Source organism: Macellibacteroides sp. (assembly GCF_050251695.1).
Lineage (GTDB): Bacteria > Bacteroidota > Bacteroidia > Bacteroidales > Tannerellaceae > Macellibacteroides > Macellibacteroides fermentans.
On record NZ_JBFWMI010000065.1, the window covers coordinates 1 to 19,726 of the forward strand.

Annotated in this window: 13 protein-coding genes; 12 read left to right on the top strand and 1 reads right to left on the bottom strand. The window is 42.8% G+C overall.

Annotated elements, in window-relative coordinates; all coding sequences use genetic code 11:
• Window positions 1-96 precede the first annotated feature (96 nt).
• The 7 genes from AB7E53_RS10325 (at window position 97) to AB7E53_RS10355 (ending at window position 9,897) form a co-directional block, all read left to right on the top strand.
• Entirely contained in the window at window positions 97-738 is a 642-nt protein-coding gene (locus tag AB7E53_RS10325) for a class II aldolase/adducin family protein (protein ID WP_446775523.1), read from the top strand.
• A gap of 143 nt (window positions 739-881) precedes the next feature.
• A complete protein-coding gene (locus AB7E53_RS10330) occupies window positions 882-1,433 on the top strand; it encodes an RNA polymerase sigma-70 factor (protein WP_446775525.1) in 552 nt (183 codons plus the stop codon).
• Between the two features lie 65 nt (window positions 1,434-1,498).
• Entirely contained in the window at window positions 1,499-2,467 is a 969-nt protein-coding gene (locus AB7E53_RS10335; RefSeq protein ID WP_446775527.1) for a FecR family protein, read from the top strand.
• A 449-nt stretch (window positions 2,468-2,916) separates the two neighbouring features.
• Window positions 2,917-6,375 (top strand): TonB-dependent receptor, encoded by a 3,459-nt coding sequence (locus tag AB7E53_RS10340; protein ID WP_446775529.1) that lies wholly within the window; start codon window positions 2,917-2,919, stop codon window positions 6,373-6,375.
• A 10-nt stretch (window positions 6,376-6,385) separates the two neighbouring features.
• Complete coding sequence (locus tag AB7E53_RS10345; protein WP_350455644.1) at window positions 6,386-8,140, top strand: RagB/SusD family nutrient uptake outer membrane protein; 1,755 nt, start codon at window positions 6,386-6,388, stop codon at window positions 8,138-8,140.
• A 35-nt stretch (window positions 8,141-8,175) separates the two neighbouring features.
• A complete protein-coding gene (locus tag AB7E53_RS10350) occupies window positions 8,176-9,039 on the top strand; it encodes an endonuclease/exonuclease/phosphatase family protein (protein ID WP_446775531.1) in 864 nt (287 codons plus the stop codon).
• Window positions 9,040-9,219: 180 nt separating this feature from the next.
• The gene (locus AB7E53_RS10355; RefSeq protein WP_371689105.1) at window positions 9,220-9,897 is read left to right on the top strand and encodes an SGNH/GDSL hydrolase family protein; all 678 of its coding nucleotides are present in this window, start codon (window positions 9,220-9,222) and stop codon (window positions 9,895-9,897) included.
• Between the two features lie 66 nt (window positions 9,898-9,963).
• On the opposite strand, the gene AB7E53_RS10360 is transcribed toward AB7E53_RS10355, so the two are convergent.
• A complete protein-coding gene (locus AB7E53_RS10360; protein ID WP_068179398.1) occupies window positions 9,964-10,515 on the bottom strand; it encodes an RNA polymerase sigma-70 factor in 552 nt (183 codons plus the stop codon).
• A 161-nt stretch (window positions 10,516-10,676) separates the two neighbouring features.
• Here AB7E53_RS10360 and AB7E53_RS10365 point away from each other — a divergent pair, with 161 nt between their 5' ends.
• From AB7E53_RS10365 to AB7E53_RS10385, 5 genes are all read left to right on the top strand, one after another.
• A complete protein-coding gene (locus AB7E53_RS10365; protein WP_179400295.1) occupies window positions 10,677-11,732 on the top strand; it encodes a FecR family protein in 1,056 nt (351 codons plus the stop codon).
• A gap of 258 nt (window positions 11,733-11,990) precedes the next feature.
• Window positions 11,991-15,584 carry a SusC/RagA family TonB-linked outer membrane protein gene (locus tag AB7E53_RS10370; protein ID WP_446775533.1) on the top strand — a complete coding sequence of 1,198 codons (3,594 nt, stop codon included), beginning with the start codon at window positions 11,991-11,993 and terminating at the stop codon, window positions 15,582-15,584.
• A gap of 40 nt (window positions 15,585-15,624) precedes the next feature.
• The gene (locus AB7E53_RS10375; RefSeq protein ID WP_446775535.1) at window positions 15,625-17,502 is read left to right on the top strand and encodes a SusD/RagB family nutrient-binding outer membrane lipoprotein; all 1,878 of its coding nucleotides are present in this window, start codon (window positions 15,625-15,627) and stop codon (window positions 17,500-17,502) included.
• A gap of 723 nt (window positions 17,503-18,225) precedes the next feature.
• A complete protein-coding gene (gene gmd, locus AB7E53_RS10380) occupies window positions 18,226-19,377 on the top strand; it encodes a GDP-mannose 4,6-dehydratase (protein ID WP_079683589.1) in 1,152 nt (383 codons plus the stop codon).
• The coding region (locus AB7E53_RS10385) for an NAD-dependent epimerase/dehydratase family protein (RefSeq protein WP_446775537.1) at window positions 19,377-19,726 on the top strand (350 nt) is incomplete at its 3' end. The genes gmd and AB7E53_RS10385, both read left to right, overlap by 1 nt.

Genomic DNA, 19,726 nt, shown 5'->3' on the forward strand with positions numbered 1-19,726 from the left:
ATCTGTGTTGAAAAACATAACTTATTTTAAAGCTGATTTTCTGTGGGATGTGTTCTATTTATAACAGTATGGTTCTTATTTTAAATAAACTGCAGTATGATAACAAATGAACATGTAGAAAAATTTGTTGAGCAGGCACGGCGCTATGGGAAAGAAAGATGGATGCTGTGCAGCAGTGGAGACCTGTCCTGGAGGGTCGGCAATGAAATGTTGGTATCCGGAACAGGGTCGTGGCTAAGGGACTTGAAAAAAGAAAAAGTGGCCATCTGCAGGATGATGGACCGGCAATGCATAAATGGAGTGAAGCCTTCGATGGAATTCGACTTTCATGCGGGAGTGTACAGGATTCGTCAGGATGTAAATGTGGTGTTGCATTTTCAAAGCGAATTTGCAACGGCTGTAGCTTGCATGAAGAACAAGCCGACCAATTTTAACGTGGTAGCCGAAATTCCTTGTAAACTGGGCAGAACCATCCCGATCCTTCCCAGCATGCGACCGGGCTCGTCGGCCCTGGCAAAAGCTGTTGTGGATGCGATGGTTAATCACGATGCAGTGCTGCTTGCCAGTCACGGTCAGGTGGTATGTGGCAGAGACTTCGACGATGTTTTTGAAAAGGCTGCATTTTTTGAGTTTGCCTGCCGTATCATTGTGCTTTCCGGCGGTAATTACGATGTGCTTACCGAAGCGGAGATTGATGAGCTAGAGTATTACAAATTTTGCAGAGGCGGGGATATGTGACCGTCTTTGTATTGAAAAAACAGTCAACGGATAGTTGAGTGCCCTCCTTCAGGGTACTTAATTATCCGTTGTTTTTTGTGTTTTATTGATTTGCATCGTCTTTTTTCTTAGAATTGCTTACATTTGCCATGGAGAATTAAGATATGAATGAAAAAGAACTTTTGTTAACTTTAAAATCTGGTAACAGGCAATCTTTCGCCATCTTATATAAGGAATATTGGAATCAGGTTTACAATTTCAGCAGACTTTATCTTACTACAAGGGAGGCTGCAGAGGAGGTTGTACAGGAGGTCTTTGTAAAAGTCTGGGAATCGAGGGAGTTTATTCGTGAAGATGATAACTTTAAAGGACTCCTTTTTATCATTACCCGGAATCTTATTTTTAATCAGTCCCGTAAAAACTTCAACGAGAATTTCTATAAAATGACCATGCTTGCCGCCATGGAACAGTCTTATGACATGGAGGCAGAAATAGACGCCAAAAATTTAAAGGAGTACATAGATCAACTGATAGAGGAATTGCCTCCCCAACGCAAATTAATTTTCACCCTGAGTCGTAACGAACATCTTTCGCACAAGAAAATTGCCGAAAGACTTGCCATCTCGGAAAAAACTGTAGAGAATCAGATTTCGGCTGCCATCCGTTTCCTGAGAAAGAATGTGCAGCTTCTTTCTATATTTCTATTATTTCAATAATTTTTTGTAGACGGATAGGGGGACCCTTCTTCTGATGTGTATTTATTAATATAGAAGGATAAAAGATGCATACAGATAAAAATATACTCAAGAAATTGCTCAACGATAACTTGACATCCGATGAAAGGGACCGTCTTAATGAAGGGGTGCCGTTCTCCTCGGTGTTGGAAAAACAATGGACTTCTGCTCCGGACTGTGCAACCCATGATAACGCCGACAGCCAGCGCATTTGGTCCGAAATAAAAGGGGAAGTCTGGGATAGAAAAGAGTCTACCCGCTTTTTCTTCTATAAAATTTACAGTATCGCAGCATCGGTATTGCTTATATTAGGTATCGGCGCACTCACCTGGTTATGGATGAGCAAGCCCCAAGATGCCACCATGTTTATTGTTTATTCGGGTATTCAGAATATTAAATCTCTTCAACTGCCCGATGGTTCTACCGTTCAACTGGGACCGGGTAGCAAGCTGATTTATCCATCCGAATTTGAAGGACATGAAAGAGAGGTTCAGCTTGAGGGACAGGCCTTCTTTGATGTGCACAAAGATGCACGCCATCCATTTGTTGTAAAAACAAAAGATTTGAAAGTTACAGCATTGGGTACGGCTTTCGAAATCTACAGCTATAACCTGAATAATAATGTGGAGGCCATTCTTTTAAACGGGAAGATTAAAATTAATGCCCAGGTAAATCAGAGTAAGGCGGAGCTGATTCTCCAACCCAACGAAAAGCTGACCTATTCGAGGGATACGCATAAAATGATTGTCGAGGCGGTGGATGCAAGTAAATATTCCGATTGGAGGAAGCAGGGTATCTTAAGCTTCGAAAATGAGAAGCTGTCCATGATAATTCCACGTCTTGAACAATGGTACGGCCGAAAAATAATGTGTGAGAAAGATATTGCCAATCAATACCGGTTTACCTTTAAAGTGAGGGATGAATCTCTGGAACGTATCTTGTATATCCTGAACAGTTCCTCACCCGTAAAATATACGAAAGTTGGCGAAGACTTTGAGTTGTATGTAAAGAAATGATTTTTTGTTTAACCTGAATATAATACGATGGCATATGAATTTAAAGAATGATTCATGAAATGAAGGACCTTGAATGATAATACTATTTCGATTACGTAAGCTTCATTATGGTCATGTTTTAACAAATTTAATCCGAATGGAATTGATTTGAAATGTCTTTTATTTTCCTTTGCGGGAGAAAATTAGGCTTTCAGTAAATAAAGTGGATGACGCGTGTTTAATACCTATCAAATTAAAATCAATATGAAAGATGAAGTGTAAAAAGACTTAAATTTTATTTAGTAAAAAAGTTGGAGGAAATACATCCCCCAACCCCTGTTTTAAACATCCGCAGGTAAAGGAGTCGAGGCCGGTAACCTGCAAATATTTATTATAAACATCACAAAGTTATGAAAAAAAAAGTGACTAGGGATTACTGTATCCCCCTAATTACAAAAACTAAAAGGATTATGAAAATAACTACCTTTTTTTTAATGGTTACGATTTGTAGCATTACTGCATCAACCTATGCGCAAAGCTATAAGGTATCCATCAAAAAACAGAACAGCAGTATCATGGAGATACTGAAAGAGATTGAAGGTTCAAGCGAATTTACCTTCTTTTTCAACAACAACCAGGTGGATGCTTCCCAAAAAACAAGCGTAAATGCAACCAATGCGACCATAGAAGATGTACTTAACCAGATACTGAACGGTACGGGTTATACCTACAAGATCATGGATCGCCAGGTGCTGATAAAAGCAAAAGAGGGAGCAACACATTCTGCTCAGAATAACCAGCAGTCGAAGAAGGTGACTGGAACTGTCACCGACGAAAGAGGCGAACTCATTATCGGTGCCAACGTGATGGTTAAAGGTTCCAATTCGGGAACAATTACCGACATAGACGGTAAATTCTCGTTGGAAGTGCCCGAAGGTGCTGTCCTCCAGTTTTCATATATAGGTTACCTTTCGCAGGAAATTCCTGTTGGAAATAAAACAAGTTTTGCCATCGTAATAAAGGAAGATACTAAACGCCTGGATGAGGTTGTGGTAGTGGGTTACGGTACACAGAAGAAGGTGAACCTTACCGGTGCAGTAGAACAGGTTACCAGCGAAGTGTTCGAAAACCGTTCCGTATCCAATGTATCACAGGCATTACAGGGGGCAGTGCCCAACCTTAACATCACATTGGAAGATGGTAAGCCATCACGTAGTGCCAGTTTCAATGTACGTGGTACCACCTCTATCGGTCAGGGTGGAGATGCGTTGGTGCTGATTGACGGTGTAGAAGGTGATCCTTCCATGCTCAATCCCAATGATATCGCCAGTGTTTCGGTTTTGAAAGACGCAGCTTCGGCTGCCATCTATGGTGCTCGCGGTACGTTCGGGGTTGTATTGATTACAACTAAAACCCCGGATAAGGATAAGACATCTATTACCTACAGCGGCGACTTTGCCTTTAAGACTCCTACAACCGTTCCCGACTTTGTTACGGATGGCTACACCTATTCCGAAAGATTCTACGAAGCATACAGCGCTTGGAACAACTATTCGGCTACACCGAAAAATATCAATAAATCGCAGACTTTCTCTACAGCCTGGCTGGATACCTTTAAGCAACGCAAGGAGCAGGGTATAACCGACGAGTACGAACTAGGCAGCAACGGCGAGTATATCTATTACGGTAATACCGATTACATGAAAGAGTTGTACAAGGATCAGACTTTTGCACAGGATCATAACTTGTCGGTTTCCGGAAGCAACGGTAAACTGAATTATTATGTAAGCGGCCGCTATTACGGGTATGACGGTTTGTTCCGGTACAATACAGATACATACAATACGCTGAACTTAAGAGCCAAAGGGTCGTTACAGGTGTTCGACTGGTTGCGGATTGATAACAACACCGATTATTCAAACCTGGAATATCATAACCCGCTGAATGTTGGCGAAGGTGGTTCTATCTGGCGTAATATCGCCGACGAAGGACACCCGTCGTCACCCCTGTTCAACCCGGACGGATCACTTACCATGTCGGGAGCCTATACGATCGGCGACTTTATCTATGGTAAGAACGGATTGGATACGCATAAAAGAATCCTGAAAAATACAACAGGCTTTGCTGCCAAGTTTCTCGACAATAAGTTGCGTGTAAACGGTGACTTTACCTTCAGTAATACCGACAATAATTCGACTCAAATCCGCGTACCGGTACCTTACAGCAAGGTGAAGGATGAGACCATCTGGTTGAGCACCAAGTATAACGACCTTAAAGAGAGCGTCCGGGCTACCAACTACCTGGCGATGAACCTCTATACGGAATATGAACAGACCTTCCTGGACAGTCATTATTTTAAAGGAATGGTGGGTTACAACTACGAACAATCCACTTACAAGAGCTTATATGTACAGCGTAATGGTTTGTTGATGGAAGATAGCAAAAATATCAACCTGGCACTGGGTGAATCTATCACTACTTCCGGAGGATACGAGAAATGGAGAATCGGTGGTGGTTTCTTCCGTTTAAATTATGGATTCAAGGATCGTTATCTGTTGGAAGTGAATGGCCGCTACGATGGTTCATCCAAATTCCCGACAGATCAGCAGTGGGCATTTTTCCCTTCGGCTTCGGTTGGATGGAGAATTTCGGAAGAGCCGTTCTGGCATGTTAACGAAAATCTTTTCTCTGACATGAAGGTTAGAGCATCTTACGGATCTCTGGGAAATGGTAACGTGGATTCTTATAACTTTCTCGAACTGCTTGCCATTTCAACATCTGACCGGGTGTTGAACGGAGCCAAAAATAAATATTCAAGTGCGCCGGCCGTAAAACCGGAAGGATTAACCTGGGAAACGGCTACTACAACGAACGTGGGTCTTGATTTTGGAATGTTGCAGGGTAAGCTGCGTTTTACAGGAGATGCCTATGTCCGTAAAACAACCGATATGTATACGGTAGGTGTTACCTTGCCCGAAGTATTCGGAGCCAGTTCGCCCAAAGGAAACTATGCCGATATGACAACCAGGGGTTGGGAGATTTCGTTGACATGGAGAGATCGTTTTGATTTGGCCGGAAAGCCTTTCAATTATGATGTGCGCGCCACTTTATCGGATTATACATCGAAAATAGACCGATACAATAACTCTACAAAAAGTTTGAGCGACTATTACGAAGGTCAGACTGTAGGCGAAATCTGGGGATATGTAACCGAAGGTTTGTTCCAGTCGCAGGAAGAAATTGATAACCATGCCACTCAGAAACTGATTAAATCCTCCAATAAAGGAATCTGGTATCCGGGAGATGTGAAGTTGAAAGACCTGAATAACGACGGTGTGATCGATTATGGTAACAATACGTTGGATGATCATGGTGATAAGAAGGTTATCGGAAATGAATTGCCTCGCTACAGCTATAGCTTCAACCTGTCGGCCGACTGGAATAATATCTTTGTATCGGCCTTCTTCCAGGGTGTAGGTAAACAGTACTGGTATCCAGGATCGGAAACGCTTTTCTGGGGGCAATACAACCGTCCGTACAATAATATGCCTACCTGGCATGTGGATAACTATTGGACACAAGATAATCCCAATGCCTACCTGCCGCGCTATGCCGGTTATAACTCATCACTCAAGAGTACCCCTCAAACCCGTTATTTACAAAATGTAGCTTACCTCCGTTTAAAGAGTCTGCAGATCGGATATAATTTGCCGAAGTCTTTCATTTCGAAAATAAATATGCAGAATGCCCGTGTTTACCTATCTGGCGAGAACCTCTTCAGCTGGTCGCCGCTATATAAACATACCAAAGATTTTGATGTGGCAAGTATCTACGGATCTGACCCGGATCTTACATCCGGAACCAGCGGAGATAATTACAATTATCCGGTGATGAGAAGTATCAGTGTAGGTGTATCAGTAACATTTTAAACGCTTAATCATGAAAAAAATAGTATATACAATTTTAGCAGCATTGTCTTTATTCTCATCTTGTTCTCTGGATGAGAATCCGCAAGACGCAGTTTCAAAGGATACGGTGTTTAGCTCGGAGAGCGGACTTAAAATGTATTCGTATTCATTCTATAATATGTTGCCTTCCGGTTCGGATGCTCACCGGCAGGATGCTATGTGCGACTACGGAGCGGTAACCAGTTTCAACGATTTTATCAGAGAAGGTGCGTATACTGCCGAAACTAGCAGTGGATGGAGTTGGAGTAACCTTCGAAACATCAACTACTTTATAGAAAATTGCCAAACTTCTACCGTCAGCGAAAGTGTGCGTAATAACTATTTGGGGTTGGCCCGCTTCTTCCGTGCCTATTTCTACTATGGAATGGTGGTTCGCTTTGGTGATGTACCCTGGATTGATGAACCGCTGGGTGTTGATGACGAACGATTGTATGCGCCTCGCGATTCACGCACGTTGGTTATGGCAAAGGTATTGGAAGATTTGGATTTTGCCTGCAATAACATTACAACGACAAGCAGCGACGGATCAATGGTGACTAAATGGGTGGCTTATGCCCTTAAGTCGCGTATCTGTCTGTTTGAAGGATCCTTCCGCAAATACCATACGGAACTTGGGCTGACCAACACGGCAAACGAATGGTTTACACAAGCCGCCAATGCAGCAAACGAAGTCATGAAAAAATCGGGTCACTCTCTTTATAAAGCTAAAGGAACAGCAGCCTCCTACCGGGCACTTTTCACCAGTGATGCTCCCGTTACAAGCGAAGTGATGCTGGCAGCATGCAGCAGTTTGAGCCTGGCCGTGTTGAACGACGCCAACTGGTACTGGACATCCGGAACCTACGGTCCCCGCTTCAGCATGATCCGTACCTATATAAACACATTCCTTTCTACCGACGGAACACCGTTTACAAGTAAACCGGGATACGAAACGATGTCATTCTACGACGAATGCCAGAACCGGGATGCACGCCTTTCTCAGATAATCCGCACACCGGGTTACAAACGTGATGGCGTTCCTGCCGAACCGAACTTTAACGGATATTCCTACACCGGATATCAGCCAATCAAGTTTAGTCTGGATCCCACATCCTATGATGATGGATCGTTGAATACCAATGCTATACCTTTGTTCAGATATGCCGAAGTATTGTTGAACTATGCCGAGGCTAAGGCCGAATTAGGAACTCTTACAGACGAGGATTGGGCAAATACGATCGGGGCATTACGTTCTCGGGCCGGTATCACAGGCGGTATAAGTACAAAACCGACGGTTGTAGATCCGTATCTGCAACAAAACTATTTCCCCGAACTGTCTAACGCCACCTTGCTTGAAATTCGCAGGGAAAGAGGAATCGAACTCTCATTGGAAGGTTTCAGATTCAACGATCTGAAGAGATGGAAGAAGGGTGAACTTATGACTATGCGTTGGACAGGTATTTATGTGCCGGCACTGAATGTTCAGATGGACCTTGACAAAGACGGAACAACGGATGTTATTTTCTATACAGGATCAAAACCGACCGGTCTGCCAGCCTCTTGTACTCCGGTGAAGGTAGGAGCCGGAACCCAGCAGGGATTGTCGGAAGGAACATCGGGCTATTTAACCTGGTCTGATAACGATTTGAGAACCTGGTACGAGGATGGTCGTCAGTATTACTATCCGATACCGGCTTTGGTAATGGTTAAGAACCCGGCTATCACTCAAAATCCGGGATGGGAATAAGTATCAGGAATAATTTAAATGATAGAAAATAGAAAATGAAAAAGTTTTTAAATATTGTCCTGACGGTTTTACTGCTTGCAGGATGTTCTGCTGAGGAGAGTGCTGCCCAGTCGGATAAAAAGAATTGTTCAATGAAGGTGGCCACTTATAACCTTCGTATGGATACGGAAAAGGATGGACAGAATGCCTGGCCTAATCGTAAAGAGCTGGTGAAAGAGCTGATTGTAAAATATGATTTTGATATTTTCGGCACGCAGGAAGGATTCAAGCATATGCTGGACGGAGTGAGCGAGATAGGAAGTTATACCTGTTTCGGCGGCGGACGCGAAGATGGTCTGGATGCCGGTGAGCATTCGGCTATATTTTATAAGACCGCTCGCTTTACAAAATTGGACGGAGGTAATTTTTGGTATTCCGAAACACCCGACCAACCCGGACTGGGATGGGATGCTACCTGCTGCAACCGTATCTGTTCCTGGCTTAAGTTGAAAGACAACCAGTCCGGAAAAGAGTTTTTCTTTTTTAACTCGCACTTCGACCATCAGGGAGTTGTTGCAAGAAGAGAATCATCTCATCTGCTGTTGAAAAAGATCAAAGAGATTGCCGGTTCGGGTTTTGTACTTGCCACGGGCGATTTCAATGCCACCCCCGAAAGTGAACCGATTAAAATCTTACTTGCAGGCAACTTGAAGGATTCGAGAGTGCTAAGTAAGCAGGAGCCGCAGGGAAGTATCGGTACAACCAACGGCTTTAAGGAAAATCCGGCTATGAACAACCGCATCGATTATATCTTTGTTGTTGATCCTATGCGTGTGAATACCTATAAGGTGATAAACGACAAACCCAACGGACGTTACACTTCGGATCATTTCCCCGTAATGGCTGAGGTGGAATTCTAAGTTCGATCGCTGTAAGGTGAAGGAAACAAAGAGGAGTGAATCTCCTTTTTGTTTCCTTTTTTTTATTCTTACCCATAGGAAATGAATTAAGAAGGTGCAGAAAACGTAAAATATCCAGTACATTTGCATCCTCTTAACTATTATGAGTACTTTAATTTATATACATTAATATCATACATTATGAAACGTGTTGGAAAATGGTTCTTTATGACTGTTTGTGTGTTGCTTACCTCTTCGGCATTTGCTCAGGTGAAAGATTGGGCTCAGTTTAATCGTTATGCGGAAGCTAATAAAAATGTGAAGGTTCCTGCTAAAGTGGTGTTCATGGGTAATTCCATCACCGATGGCTGGTGGCCGGCAGATTCGGCCTTTTTTATTTCAAACGGCTATGTAGACAGAGGTATCGGTGGTCAGACTACCTCCGAGATGCTTGTCCGCTTCCGTACCGATGTGATCAACTTAAAACCGAAAGTGGTGGTAATCATGGCCGGAACAAACGATATCGCTCAGAACAACGGATATATTTCGTTGGAGAATGCCTTCGGAAATATCGTTTCCATGGTCGAACTTGCCCGGTTCAATAAAATTACCCCGATTCTTTGTTCGGTAATGCCTGCCTACGAATTCGGCTGGCGTAAAGGAATGGAACCTGCCGGTAAAATCATTAAACTGAATGAAATGATCAAAGCCTATGCAGATAAGCATAACCTGGTGTATGTGGATTATCATTCTGCATTGAAGGACGAGAGAAACGGACTTCCAGCCAAATATTCGCATGATGAAGTACATCCCACACTGGAGGCCTACAAGATAATGGAAAGCATTGTTCAGAAAGCCATTCAGAAGGTGCTGAAATAATAACGCCTTTATGGATATGCGCAAAATACCATTGCTGTCTTTCGGAAGGTGGCAGTGGTATTTTTCTTAGAAAAGAAATGCCACAAACAGCAGGTAGTCTTTCAGCTTTACACGGAGGATTTTCAGTGATTGGGTGATCCTGTATTCGACGGTTTTGACCGATATGCCCTGCATGGCTGCAATCTGGACATTGGTCTGCTCGCCAAAGCGGCTCAATGTGAATGTCTCTTTGTAGTTTTCGGGTAAATCATTGATTGCTTTTTCAATCTGTTCCGTCAGATCGTTTATAAGGTAGTAGTCGGGATCTTCAAACTGGTCTTTTAATTTCTCGTAGATGGAGGAGTGAACTTGCTCGTGGTACTGGTTTTTTTTAATAAAATTAAGACAACGATGTTTGGTTGCAGTGAATAAATAGGACTTAAGTGAGCTTTCAATTATAATTGATTCTCTGGTTTCCCAGATGTAAAGCATCAGCTCCTGAACTAATTCTTCGGCATCATCGTCCGAAATATACTGAGAGGCAAATTCGCAGAGAGGGGAGTAATACGTTATAAACAGCTGTTTATAAGCATCATTGTTTCCTCTTCTCAGCTCATCAAGCAATGCAGATTCGTCCATTCAAATAACATTCAGATTATAAATCCCTCTTTACCAACCTTGGATGCAAAGGTATAATTTTATTGCGAAATATCAATATTGAAAATAATGTGAAAAATTTTATTTTTATGTTTAGGGTATAGCCCCTTATAAATTGTCTTATACACAGTAACAGCAAATAAATGGTGGAATCAGATTTAATAGTTAATGAAAGAGAACCCAATGCATCTCTTTTACTCTCTTACATAAAGGGGAGAGCCTCTGCGTCCGAACGGAAGCAGGTGGAAGAGTGGATGGCGGAAAATGAAGAGAACGAGCAGGCGGTTCTTCAGCTTGGTCGCATTTATTTTGCTCAACGTACACATCAACGAATTGCCTCGCGTGATCCGCATGCCGCTTTCGAGTCTATGCAGAAGCGTAAGAAGGGCAGACAGGTCAAAATGTGGATCCAGCGGATTGCTGTTGCTGCAGCTTGCCTTACGGGGGTAGTGTTTATTACGAAGCTGGCTACCAAAGTACAAAAACCGGCTCAACAGATTTCGCAGCTCATTACTGTAGAGGCCAATCCGGGGATGCGCACACACATTCATCTGCCGGATGGTACAACGGCTTACCTCAATTCAAATAGTACACTTACCTATACTATTCCCTTCGACGAAAAAGAGCGTAGCGTCGCACTTAAGGGCGAAGCTTACTTTAAAGTTAGCCATAATGCAGAACAACCCTTTGTTGTAAGTGTGGCCGACGATAATATGCATATCCGTGTATTGGGTACCGAATTTAATGTGCAGGCCTACCAGGATGAAGAAAATATTCAGACAACCTTGGTAGAAGGCTCTGTAAAATTGTTATATAAAAATGAGAGTGGTAAAATGGTTGAGCAGTCGTTGAAGCCTTCGGAAAAGGCCGACTTTAATCATCTATCCAAAAATATGATGGTTAAAACTGTGGATACAGAATTTGATACGGCATGGATGGATGGCCGGCTTGTATTTAAGGATACACCGTTACCCGAAGTGCTGAAGAAATTATCTCATTTCTATAATGTGAAATTTGAAGTGACCGATCCTATAATCAGGAGTTACAATTTTACCGGAACTTTTTCGAACCGGCAGTTGTCGCAGATTCTTGATTACCTGAAAATATCATCCAATATAAATTACACTATAAACCAGTCCGAGAAAGACGATAGTGAAGGTGTAAAGTATACAACGATCGTATTAAGAAAAAGAAGCTAATTATAAATCGTATAACTAAATAAAACAGTCTGCCTATGTAGGATACACATGATTAAACCAGACCGTGATAAAAAAAATACGGAAAGACGTTACCAGCATCTTCCCGTACTAAAAATATCACAATCAGGTCGTTCACTTGCTTATGAAATATTTTTACAAATCTAAATCACTTACAAAAATATGAGAAAGAAATTTCATATACAATCGGTTCGTGCATTTTCTGATTCTTTCAGAATGCCTCCCAAAATAACAAAAGTCATGAAGATAGCTTTAGTTCTTCTTTGCTTATCCATTAATGCGGCTTTCGCAGCAGGGTCATACGCACAAAATACGGCTTTAACAATCAATATGTCAGAACAGACGGTAGCGAATGTTCTGGAAACAATTGAAAATCAGTCGGATTTTAACTTTTTTTATAACAGCAAGCTTGTAAACGTTAATCGTAAGGTTTCTGTAAATGCAACAAACAAGGATGTATTTGCCATTCTGGATCAGCTGTTCAAAGGAACAGATGTTGCTTACAAGGTAGTTGACAAAGATGTAATCCTTACAAAAGTAGCAAACGTTCCTCAGGCTGGTAACAAGGTTACAGGTACTATCTCAGATGCGATGGGTCCTGTTACAGGAGCTTCTGTTATTGTAAAAGGTACTACCAATGGAACGATTAGTGATATCAACGGTAATTATTCATTGGATGTAGCTAATGGTCAGACTATTCAGATCTCTTTTATCGGTTATACAACACAAGAGATCCGCTATACAGGTCAGCCGGTTCTTAACGTAACACTTGTTGAAGATACAAAAGTATTGGACGAAGTTGTTGTTACCGCTTTAGGTATGAAGCGTGAGCAAAAAGCGTTGGGTTATGCTGTAACCGAACTTAAGGGCGACGATTTGAAGAACAATACTATCAACCCGGTTGCTTCATTGCAAGGTAAGGTTGCGGGTGTTGAAATCAGCGGTTCAGACGGTGGTATGTTCGGTTCTACTAAGATTCAGATTCGTGGTGCTTCAACTTTGAAGGGCAACAATCAGCCAATCTATGTTGTAGACGGTGTAATTCTTGACAACTCAACCGGTAGTGTTGGTGATGCCGACTGGTCTGCAAACGCAGGTGACTACGGTAACGAATTGAAGAACCTTAACCCGGACGATTTCGAAACAGTTTCTGTTTTGAAGGGTGCGGCTGCAACGGCTCTTTATGGTTCACGTGGTTTGAACGGTGCGGTAGTTATCACAACTAAAGGTGGTGGTAAATCAAAAGGTTTTGGTGTAAACTTCTCTCAGACAATCGGTATCGACCATGTATTCGCTACACCAGACCTGCAGAATATCTATGGTGAAGGTGCAATGGCCGGTTATGTTGACTACGGACAGAAAGATGCAAACGGTAACTATTACAAGTTTGACAACCTGGGTCAGTTTGTTTTGAACTCACAGGGCAAGCACACGTTGATCGATACTTGGGGTATGTCTTACGGACCTAAGTTTGACGGTAGCGAAATTGAATTGTACGACAAGACAATCGGTACCTACAGTGCTCAGAAGAACAACTTCAAGGATATGTATGACCTTGGTTTCAACAGCAACACCAACGTTTCTGTACAGGGTGGTAACGATAAAACTTCTTACTTCTCTTCTTTGTCATATAAGTACGCAGAAGGAACATTGCCAAACAACTCATTCGACCGTTTGTCTATGTTGTTGAAAGCTACACACAAAATCAGCGACATCGTTGATATCGCAGGATCTGTAAGCTTCGCTAATTCAAGACCCCGTAATGCACAGCCTAACATTGGTGAAGGTTTTGCAAGCGGAACATTCAATCGTTCATATAATCCGGATCAGTACAGAAACAAATACTTAGGCGAACACGGTGGTTTGGCAAGCACAAACTATGGTGATACCTACGGTAGCGTACCGGGTAGAGATCTTTGGTTCAACATCTACGAAAACGAATATACCCAGAAGGAAACAGCTGTTCGCCCCATGTTGGAAGTGAACGTGAAAATGGCCGATTGGGTTCGTTTCAAGGCTGAAGCTAACATGAACTACTACTACAACCGTGCTGAGAGCAAAGAATTAGGACAAGGTTATGCCAACGAAGGTGGTAGCTACAGATTAGCTCAAACAACAAAAGAGCAGACTACGGTTGCGGGTACATTTACCTTCAACAAACCGGTGAACGATTTCAACGTGGGTGGTTTCATCCGTGGTGAATACTACAACAACTTTGTTCAGACTATGGCTGTGAAAACTGAAGGTGGTCTTATCGTACCGGGTCAGTACTTCTTAGGCAATAGCAAAAACCCTGTTTCTACTGGCGATTCAAAAATCTCCGGAACCAAGCAGATGTTATCTGCCGTATTTGCTGCAAACGTATCTTGGAAGAATCAATTGTTCCTGGATGTAACAGGTCGTAACGACTGGTCTTCTGCATTGGTATACAGCAATCAGTCTGGTAACTATTCATACTTCTATCCTTCAGTTTCAGGTTCATGGTTGTTGAACGAAACTTTCGAATTACCGGAATGGATTTCATTGGGTAAAGTACGTGCTTCATGGGCACAGGTAGGTAACGATACTCAATCGTACTATATCAACCAGGGTTATACTTTGGGAACTACTCTGCAGAGCAACGGAAGCATCTATAACTTGTCTGTTCCAACAAAAGCGTACGATCCAAGTTTGAAACCGGAACGTAAGAATGCATGGGAAGTAGGTATCGACTGGCGTTTCCTTGACAGCCGTTTGAACATCGATGCTACCTATTACAAGGAAAACACCAAGGATCAGATCATGGATATCTCTGTTCCAAGTGTATCAGGTATCAAACAACAGTTGATCAACGCTGGTAATATCCAAAACCAGGGTGTGGAAATTGCATTGAACACAATCCCCTTCCGTAACAAAGATTGGGAATGGAATTTGGATTTCACCTATACAAAGAATGAGAATAAGGTAATTGAACTACACCCTAACGTAGCAAATTACATTGCTCTGCGTGGTGATGTTGCTTATGGTAACTATCGTATCGGTTCTGTTGCCCAGGTGGGTGGTGCTTACGGTTTGTTGTTGACAGACTCTAAACCAGCTATCGACGAAGCTACAGGAAAGAAAATCTTACGTTTCACAAACAACGGTCGTGCAGCTTACTATGCTCGTAGCGGTAAAATCGAAGAGATCGGATCATTGACTCCAGACTTCCTGGGCTCTGTATCAACAGGTCTTCGTTATAAAAACATTACCATGCGTGCTGCATTGGATATGCGTTTTGGTGGTTACGTAGCATCTTACAACAACCGTTACGGTATGGCTTACGGATACACAGAAACATCCTTAAGATACCGCGATGCTGAACACGGTGGTATAACCTGGACCAGCAAATATGATGGCAAAACTTACAGCGACGGTGTAATTCCGGATGGTATTTTTGCTGCCGGTACTAAGATTACTCAACCTAACGGTTCATCAGTAGACGTTGGCGGTATGACTTACGAAGCTGCTATGGCTGCCGGTTATGTAGAACCTTCTCACGCTTCTGGTCACCACTACTTCAACAACAGCTGGAGCCAGGGTACAGTTAACGACGATTGGGTAACAAAATTAAATTATATCGCATTGCGCGAAATCTCTTTCGGATACAGTGTTCCTCAGGCTTTTGCAAACAAATTGGGTGCTAAGAGCATGAATCTGGCTTTGTCTGCACGTAACCTTGGTTACCTGTACAACACAATGCCTAACAACGTAAATCCTGAAGGTGTTCGTGGTAACGATGCAACTGAATTCCGCGAGCGTTCATTCAGCCCGTATACTGCTAACTACATGTTTACTATTAATGTAGGCTTCTAATTAAAGATTTTAAAGGTATAATTTAAAACAAATAAAAAAGATGAGATTTAAATCAATTATAGCCGCCGCATTAATCGGTACGACTTTGTTCACTTCGACAGGTTGTAAAGACGATTTTTCGGATACAAATACAGATCCTTCGGTAATCAACAAGGGCGATATCCGTTTTCTTTTCACAAACGGATTACTAAACTTCGAACCTCAGGGATACCTTACCTGGTATTACAACGCTGCTTATACTACTAAGTGGGTTCAATCGTATGCTGCTACAGGAAGTAACGGTGACATGTTCAACGTTATGGGAGCAACCGGTGGTCAGGGTGGTATGACAGTTGAGGTGTTGAAAAGTGCCCGTGAAGTTAGCTACTTGCTAGACAATATGGATCCGGCTGAAGCTGCAAAATATCAGTATATCAAACACATGTTCAGCCCTATTTTGGTTTACCTGGGAATGTTTGATACAGATATGTACGGTGACATGCCTTATACAGAAGCTGTAATGGCTCGTTATACCAACCCGATGTTGCTTACTCCAAAGTTCGATACAATGGAAGAGCTGTATACAATTTGGTATGATCAGTTGGTTGAAGCTGTGAATGTGCTTTCAAACCCTGTAACTGTTAATGGTACTCAGATTACCCAGACTGCTTTAGGAGCACAGGATTTCGTATACGGTGGTAATGCCGCTAAATGGGCTAAATTCGCCAACTCCCTTAAACTTAAACTTGCCGTTCGTTTGTTACACCAGAACAAAGCAAAAGCTTTGGCTATTGCGAAAGAAGCTGCTGCAAACCCTGCAGGTTTGATGACTTCATTAAATGACGATTTTGTTTACAATAAAGGTTCTCAGGAATATCACTTCGGCGACGATGTTAATCCTGGTGCTCCAAGTAAGCAATTGGTAGACCTGATGATCAACAGCCGCGACCCGCGTGTTCGTTTCTTCTATCAGAAGAACGATTTCAACTCGAAGGTTGTACAGGCTTTCTTCGATACAAACAAAGAATTGCCATCGTACATCGCTGCCAATGTTGAATCTGAAGTGGTAAACGGAAAGAAGGTTTTCAAGGCATGGAAAGGTGCCGGCGAACCATGGGTACGTTACTATGGTATCCCTGTAGAAGTTATGGCTTCTCAAAAGGGTGAGTACAAAGATTATTTTGACAGCAACTTGTGGAAAATCAGCATGGGTGGTAAAGAAAAAACATACACTCCGTATGCTTATTTCAACCGCGAAATGGTACAGGGTATGAAAGATTATACCTTCCCGGATGCTCCAAACGTATCTGTAACTCAAGATATCGTTGACCAACCTTGGTATGGTATGTTCTATTCTTCTGCGGAAGTGAACCTGTATCTTGCCGAATTGAAATTGATCGGTGCCGACCTTCCTGGTACTGCTGCTGATTATTTCAAGAATGGTGTTGAACTTTCAGTAAGAGCTTACGACAAGCTGGCTAACCTGAATAAGATTCCTTACTATCATTCGGTATACGATGCAAACGAAAAGAGCATCAAGCTTGTTGACGGTGAAGTTGAAACGCTTCTTGCAAATCCTGCTTATCAGTTGACTGGTAACAAGGCTGCCGACCTGGAAAAGGTTTATATCCAACAGTACATTCACTTCGTAATGATTCCTAACGATCAGTTCGTAAGTGCTCGTCGCTCGGGTGTGCCTATGGTAAACAGTACAATTCTTCCTTATGTGAGATTCTCACCAACGGTTGATTATGTAATTCCAAGACGTTTCGAAATCAGTGCTGTAGAAAAGAGCGACTTGATGTACGACATCAAGATGGCTGCTTATGCTCGTCAGGGATTCTCTGTTGGAACCAACAACGATCCTGTAAAATTGAATACAGAACGCGTATGGCAAGACAAGGGTGCTCCTAACTTTGGTGCAGGTCCTAATTTCTAATCTGGAATCAGATAGATACTAAACAATAAATTGGATCCCCGGCAGGAATACGGAAACGTATACTTGCCGGGGATTCTTTTATTCAGTTAACTCCCCCCGAATGAGTTCAAGAACTAATATATCGAATAAACATTCCATCCCTTTCACAGAATGAATAAATCACAAAAACATCTGTCATCTGTCATTTTTTAGCTCAGAATCCTTTGCCTGTCTGGGTTGTTGATAATGATAGATGCCGGTGACGGATGCATTTTATCTGTCATCTGTCATCGGATATTCCCTACGCCCGACTTTTATTGTAACCGTTCCACGATATCATCTTATTCCTGCTTTACCTGTCTTGCATCTGCACCTATAAGAGAACTAATCCTTTCCCGGTAGTCCATTCGTCTTTTCCCTTCATACATCTATCCCGAATCCTTAAGGCAATTATTCGTTTAACAGCTGTTGAATGCAAAGTCAACAGCTGGATAACTTGCATTGAACAACTGTTGAACGCAAAGCAGACAGCTGTTGAACGAATACTTGTATTAATGAAAGCAACTAATACCTTACATGAAAGCAGCTAATAATCCGAAGTAAATTGCTTATCTCCGTAGGGCTATAATTGGATGAATCGAATATTCACAACTGTATTTTTCGTTTATTTATAAATAAATCGCTTATTTTGCAACCTCTTGAGCCCTTTAAAGGTGATTGGAAAACAATAGAATTTAATTTATTATGAGCAAAGTAGCTTTAATTACCGGTATTACCGGACAAGATGGTGCCTATCTGGCAGAGTATTTATTGAAATCGGGCTATACGGTGCATGGAATAAAGCGCCGCGCTTCGATGTTTAACACGGATCGTATCGACCACTTATATCAGGATCCGCATGTGGAAAACAGAAACCTTATCCTTCATTATGGAGACCTTACGGATTCCATGAATATCACCCGTATCATACAGGAGGTACAACCGGACGAGATATATAATCTGGCAGCCATGAGCCACGTAAAGGTGAGCTTCGATACACCGGAATATACCGCCAATGCCGACGGACTGGGTACTTTGCGTATTCTGGAAGCCGTTCGCTTATTGGGACTTACCCAAAAGACGCGTATCTACCAGGCCTCTACTTCCGAATTATATGGTCTGGTGCAGGAAATTCCACAAAAGGAGACTACCCCGTTTTATCCCCGCTCGCCCTATGCGGTGGCTAAGATGTATGCCTACTGGATTACGGTTAACTACCGCGAGGCTTACAATATGCACGCCAGCAACGGTATCCTGTTCAACCACGAGTCGCCATTGCGTGGCGAGACCTTCGTTACACGCAAGATTACACGTGCGGTGAGCAAGATTGCGCTGGATATGCAGCACGAGTTGTACCTGGGTAACCTTTCGTCGCAACGTGACTGGGGTCATGCCAAGGATTATGTGCGTGCCATGCATCTTATCCTGCAGCAGGACAAGCCTTCGGATTATGTGATTGCCACCGGTGTAACTACCACCGTACGCGATTTTGTACGCATGGCATTTGCCGAGGTAGGTATCACTGTTGCATTCAGCGGCGAAGGAGTAGACGAGGTAGGTGTTGTTACGGCGATCGATCAGGCTCGTTTTGTGGAAAGTGTGGGCGAATCGTACCTTGCCAAGGCATTGGAGTTGATGGACAAGACGGTGGTAAAGGTAGACCCGGCCTATTTCCGTCCCACAGAAGTGGAGCTGCTTATCGGAGATCCTACCAAATCGAAGACTGTATTGGGCTGGGAGCCTAAATACGACCTCAAAGGGTTGGTGGAAGATATGATGCGTAGCGATGTGAAGGGCATGAAGAAGGATTCATATCTGAAAGAGGGCGGTTACCGTACCTTAAATTACTTTGAGTAATGGATAAAAATGCAAAGATATATGTGGCCGGTCACCGCGGACTTGTGGGCTCGGCCATCTGGAACAACCTGAAAGCAAAAGGATATACCAACCTGGTGGGGCGCACCCACCGGGAACTGGACCTGCTGGACGGTGCTGCGGTAAAGGCTTTTTTTGATGCCGAACAGCCGGAGTATGTGATTCTGGCCGCTGCCAAGGTGGGCGGAATTATGGCCAATAACGTGTACCGTGCCGATTTTATAGCAGACAATCTGCAGATTCAGCAGCATGTAATAGGCGAAAGTTTCCGTCACGGTGTAAAGAAGCTCCTGTTTTTAGGAAGCACCTGTATCTATCCCAGGGATGCCGC

What these genes read in the sequence shown, in the direction of transcription:
- AB7E53_RS10325 (WP_446775523.1), top strand. Translation starts at nt 97, where the DNA reads ATGATAACAAATGAACATGTAGAAAAATTTGTTGAGCAGGCACGGCGC.
- AB7E53_RS10330 (WP_446775525.1), top strand. Translation starts at nt 882, where the DNA reads ATGAATGAAAAAGAACTTTTGTTAACTTTAAAATCTGGTAACAGGCAA.
- AB7E53_RS10335 (WP_446775527.1), top strand. Translation starts at nt 1,499, where the DNA reads ATGCATACAGATAAAAATATACTCAAGAAATTGCTCAACGATAACTTG.
- AB7E53_RS10340 (WP_446775529.1), top strand. Translation starts at nt 2,917, where the DNA reads ATGAAAATAACTACCTTTTTTTTAATGGTTACGATTTGTAGCATTACT.
- AB7E53_RS10345 (WP_350455644.1), top strand. Translation starts at nt 6,386, where the DNA reads ATGAAAAAAATAGTATATACAATTTTAGCAGCATTGTCTTTATTCTCA.
- AB7E53_RS10350 (WP_446775531.1), top strand. Translation starts at nt 8,176, where the DNA reads ATGAAAAAGTTTTTAAATATTGTCCTGACGGTTTTACTGCTTGCAGGA.
- AB7E53_RS10355 (WP_371689105.1), top strand. Translation starts at nt 9,220, where the DNA reads ATGAAACGTGTTGGAAAATGGTTCTTTATGACTGTTTGTGTGTTGCTT.
- AB7E53_RS10360 (WP_068179398.1), bottom strand. Translation starts at nt 10,515, where the DNA reads ATGGACGAATCTGCATTGCTTGATGAGCTGAGAAGAGGAAACAATGAT.
- AB7E53_RS10365 (WP_179400295.1), top strand. Translation starts at nt 10,677, where the DNA reads ATGGTGGAATCAGATTTAATAGTTAATGAAAGAGAACCCAATGCATCT.
- AB7E53_RS10370 (WP_446775533.1), top strand. Translation starts at nt 11,991, where the DNA reads ATGAAGATAGCTTTAGTTCTTCTTTGCTTATCCATTAATGCGGCTTTC.
- AB7E53_RS10375 (WP_446775535.1), top strand. Translation starts at nt 15,625, where the DNA reads ATGAGATTTAAATCAATTATAGCCGCCGCATTAATCGGTACGACTTTG.
- gmd (WP_079683589.1), top strand. Translation starts at nt 18,226, where the DNA reads ATGAGCAAAGTAGCTTTAATTACCGGTATTACCGGACAAGATGGTGCC.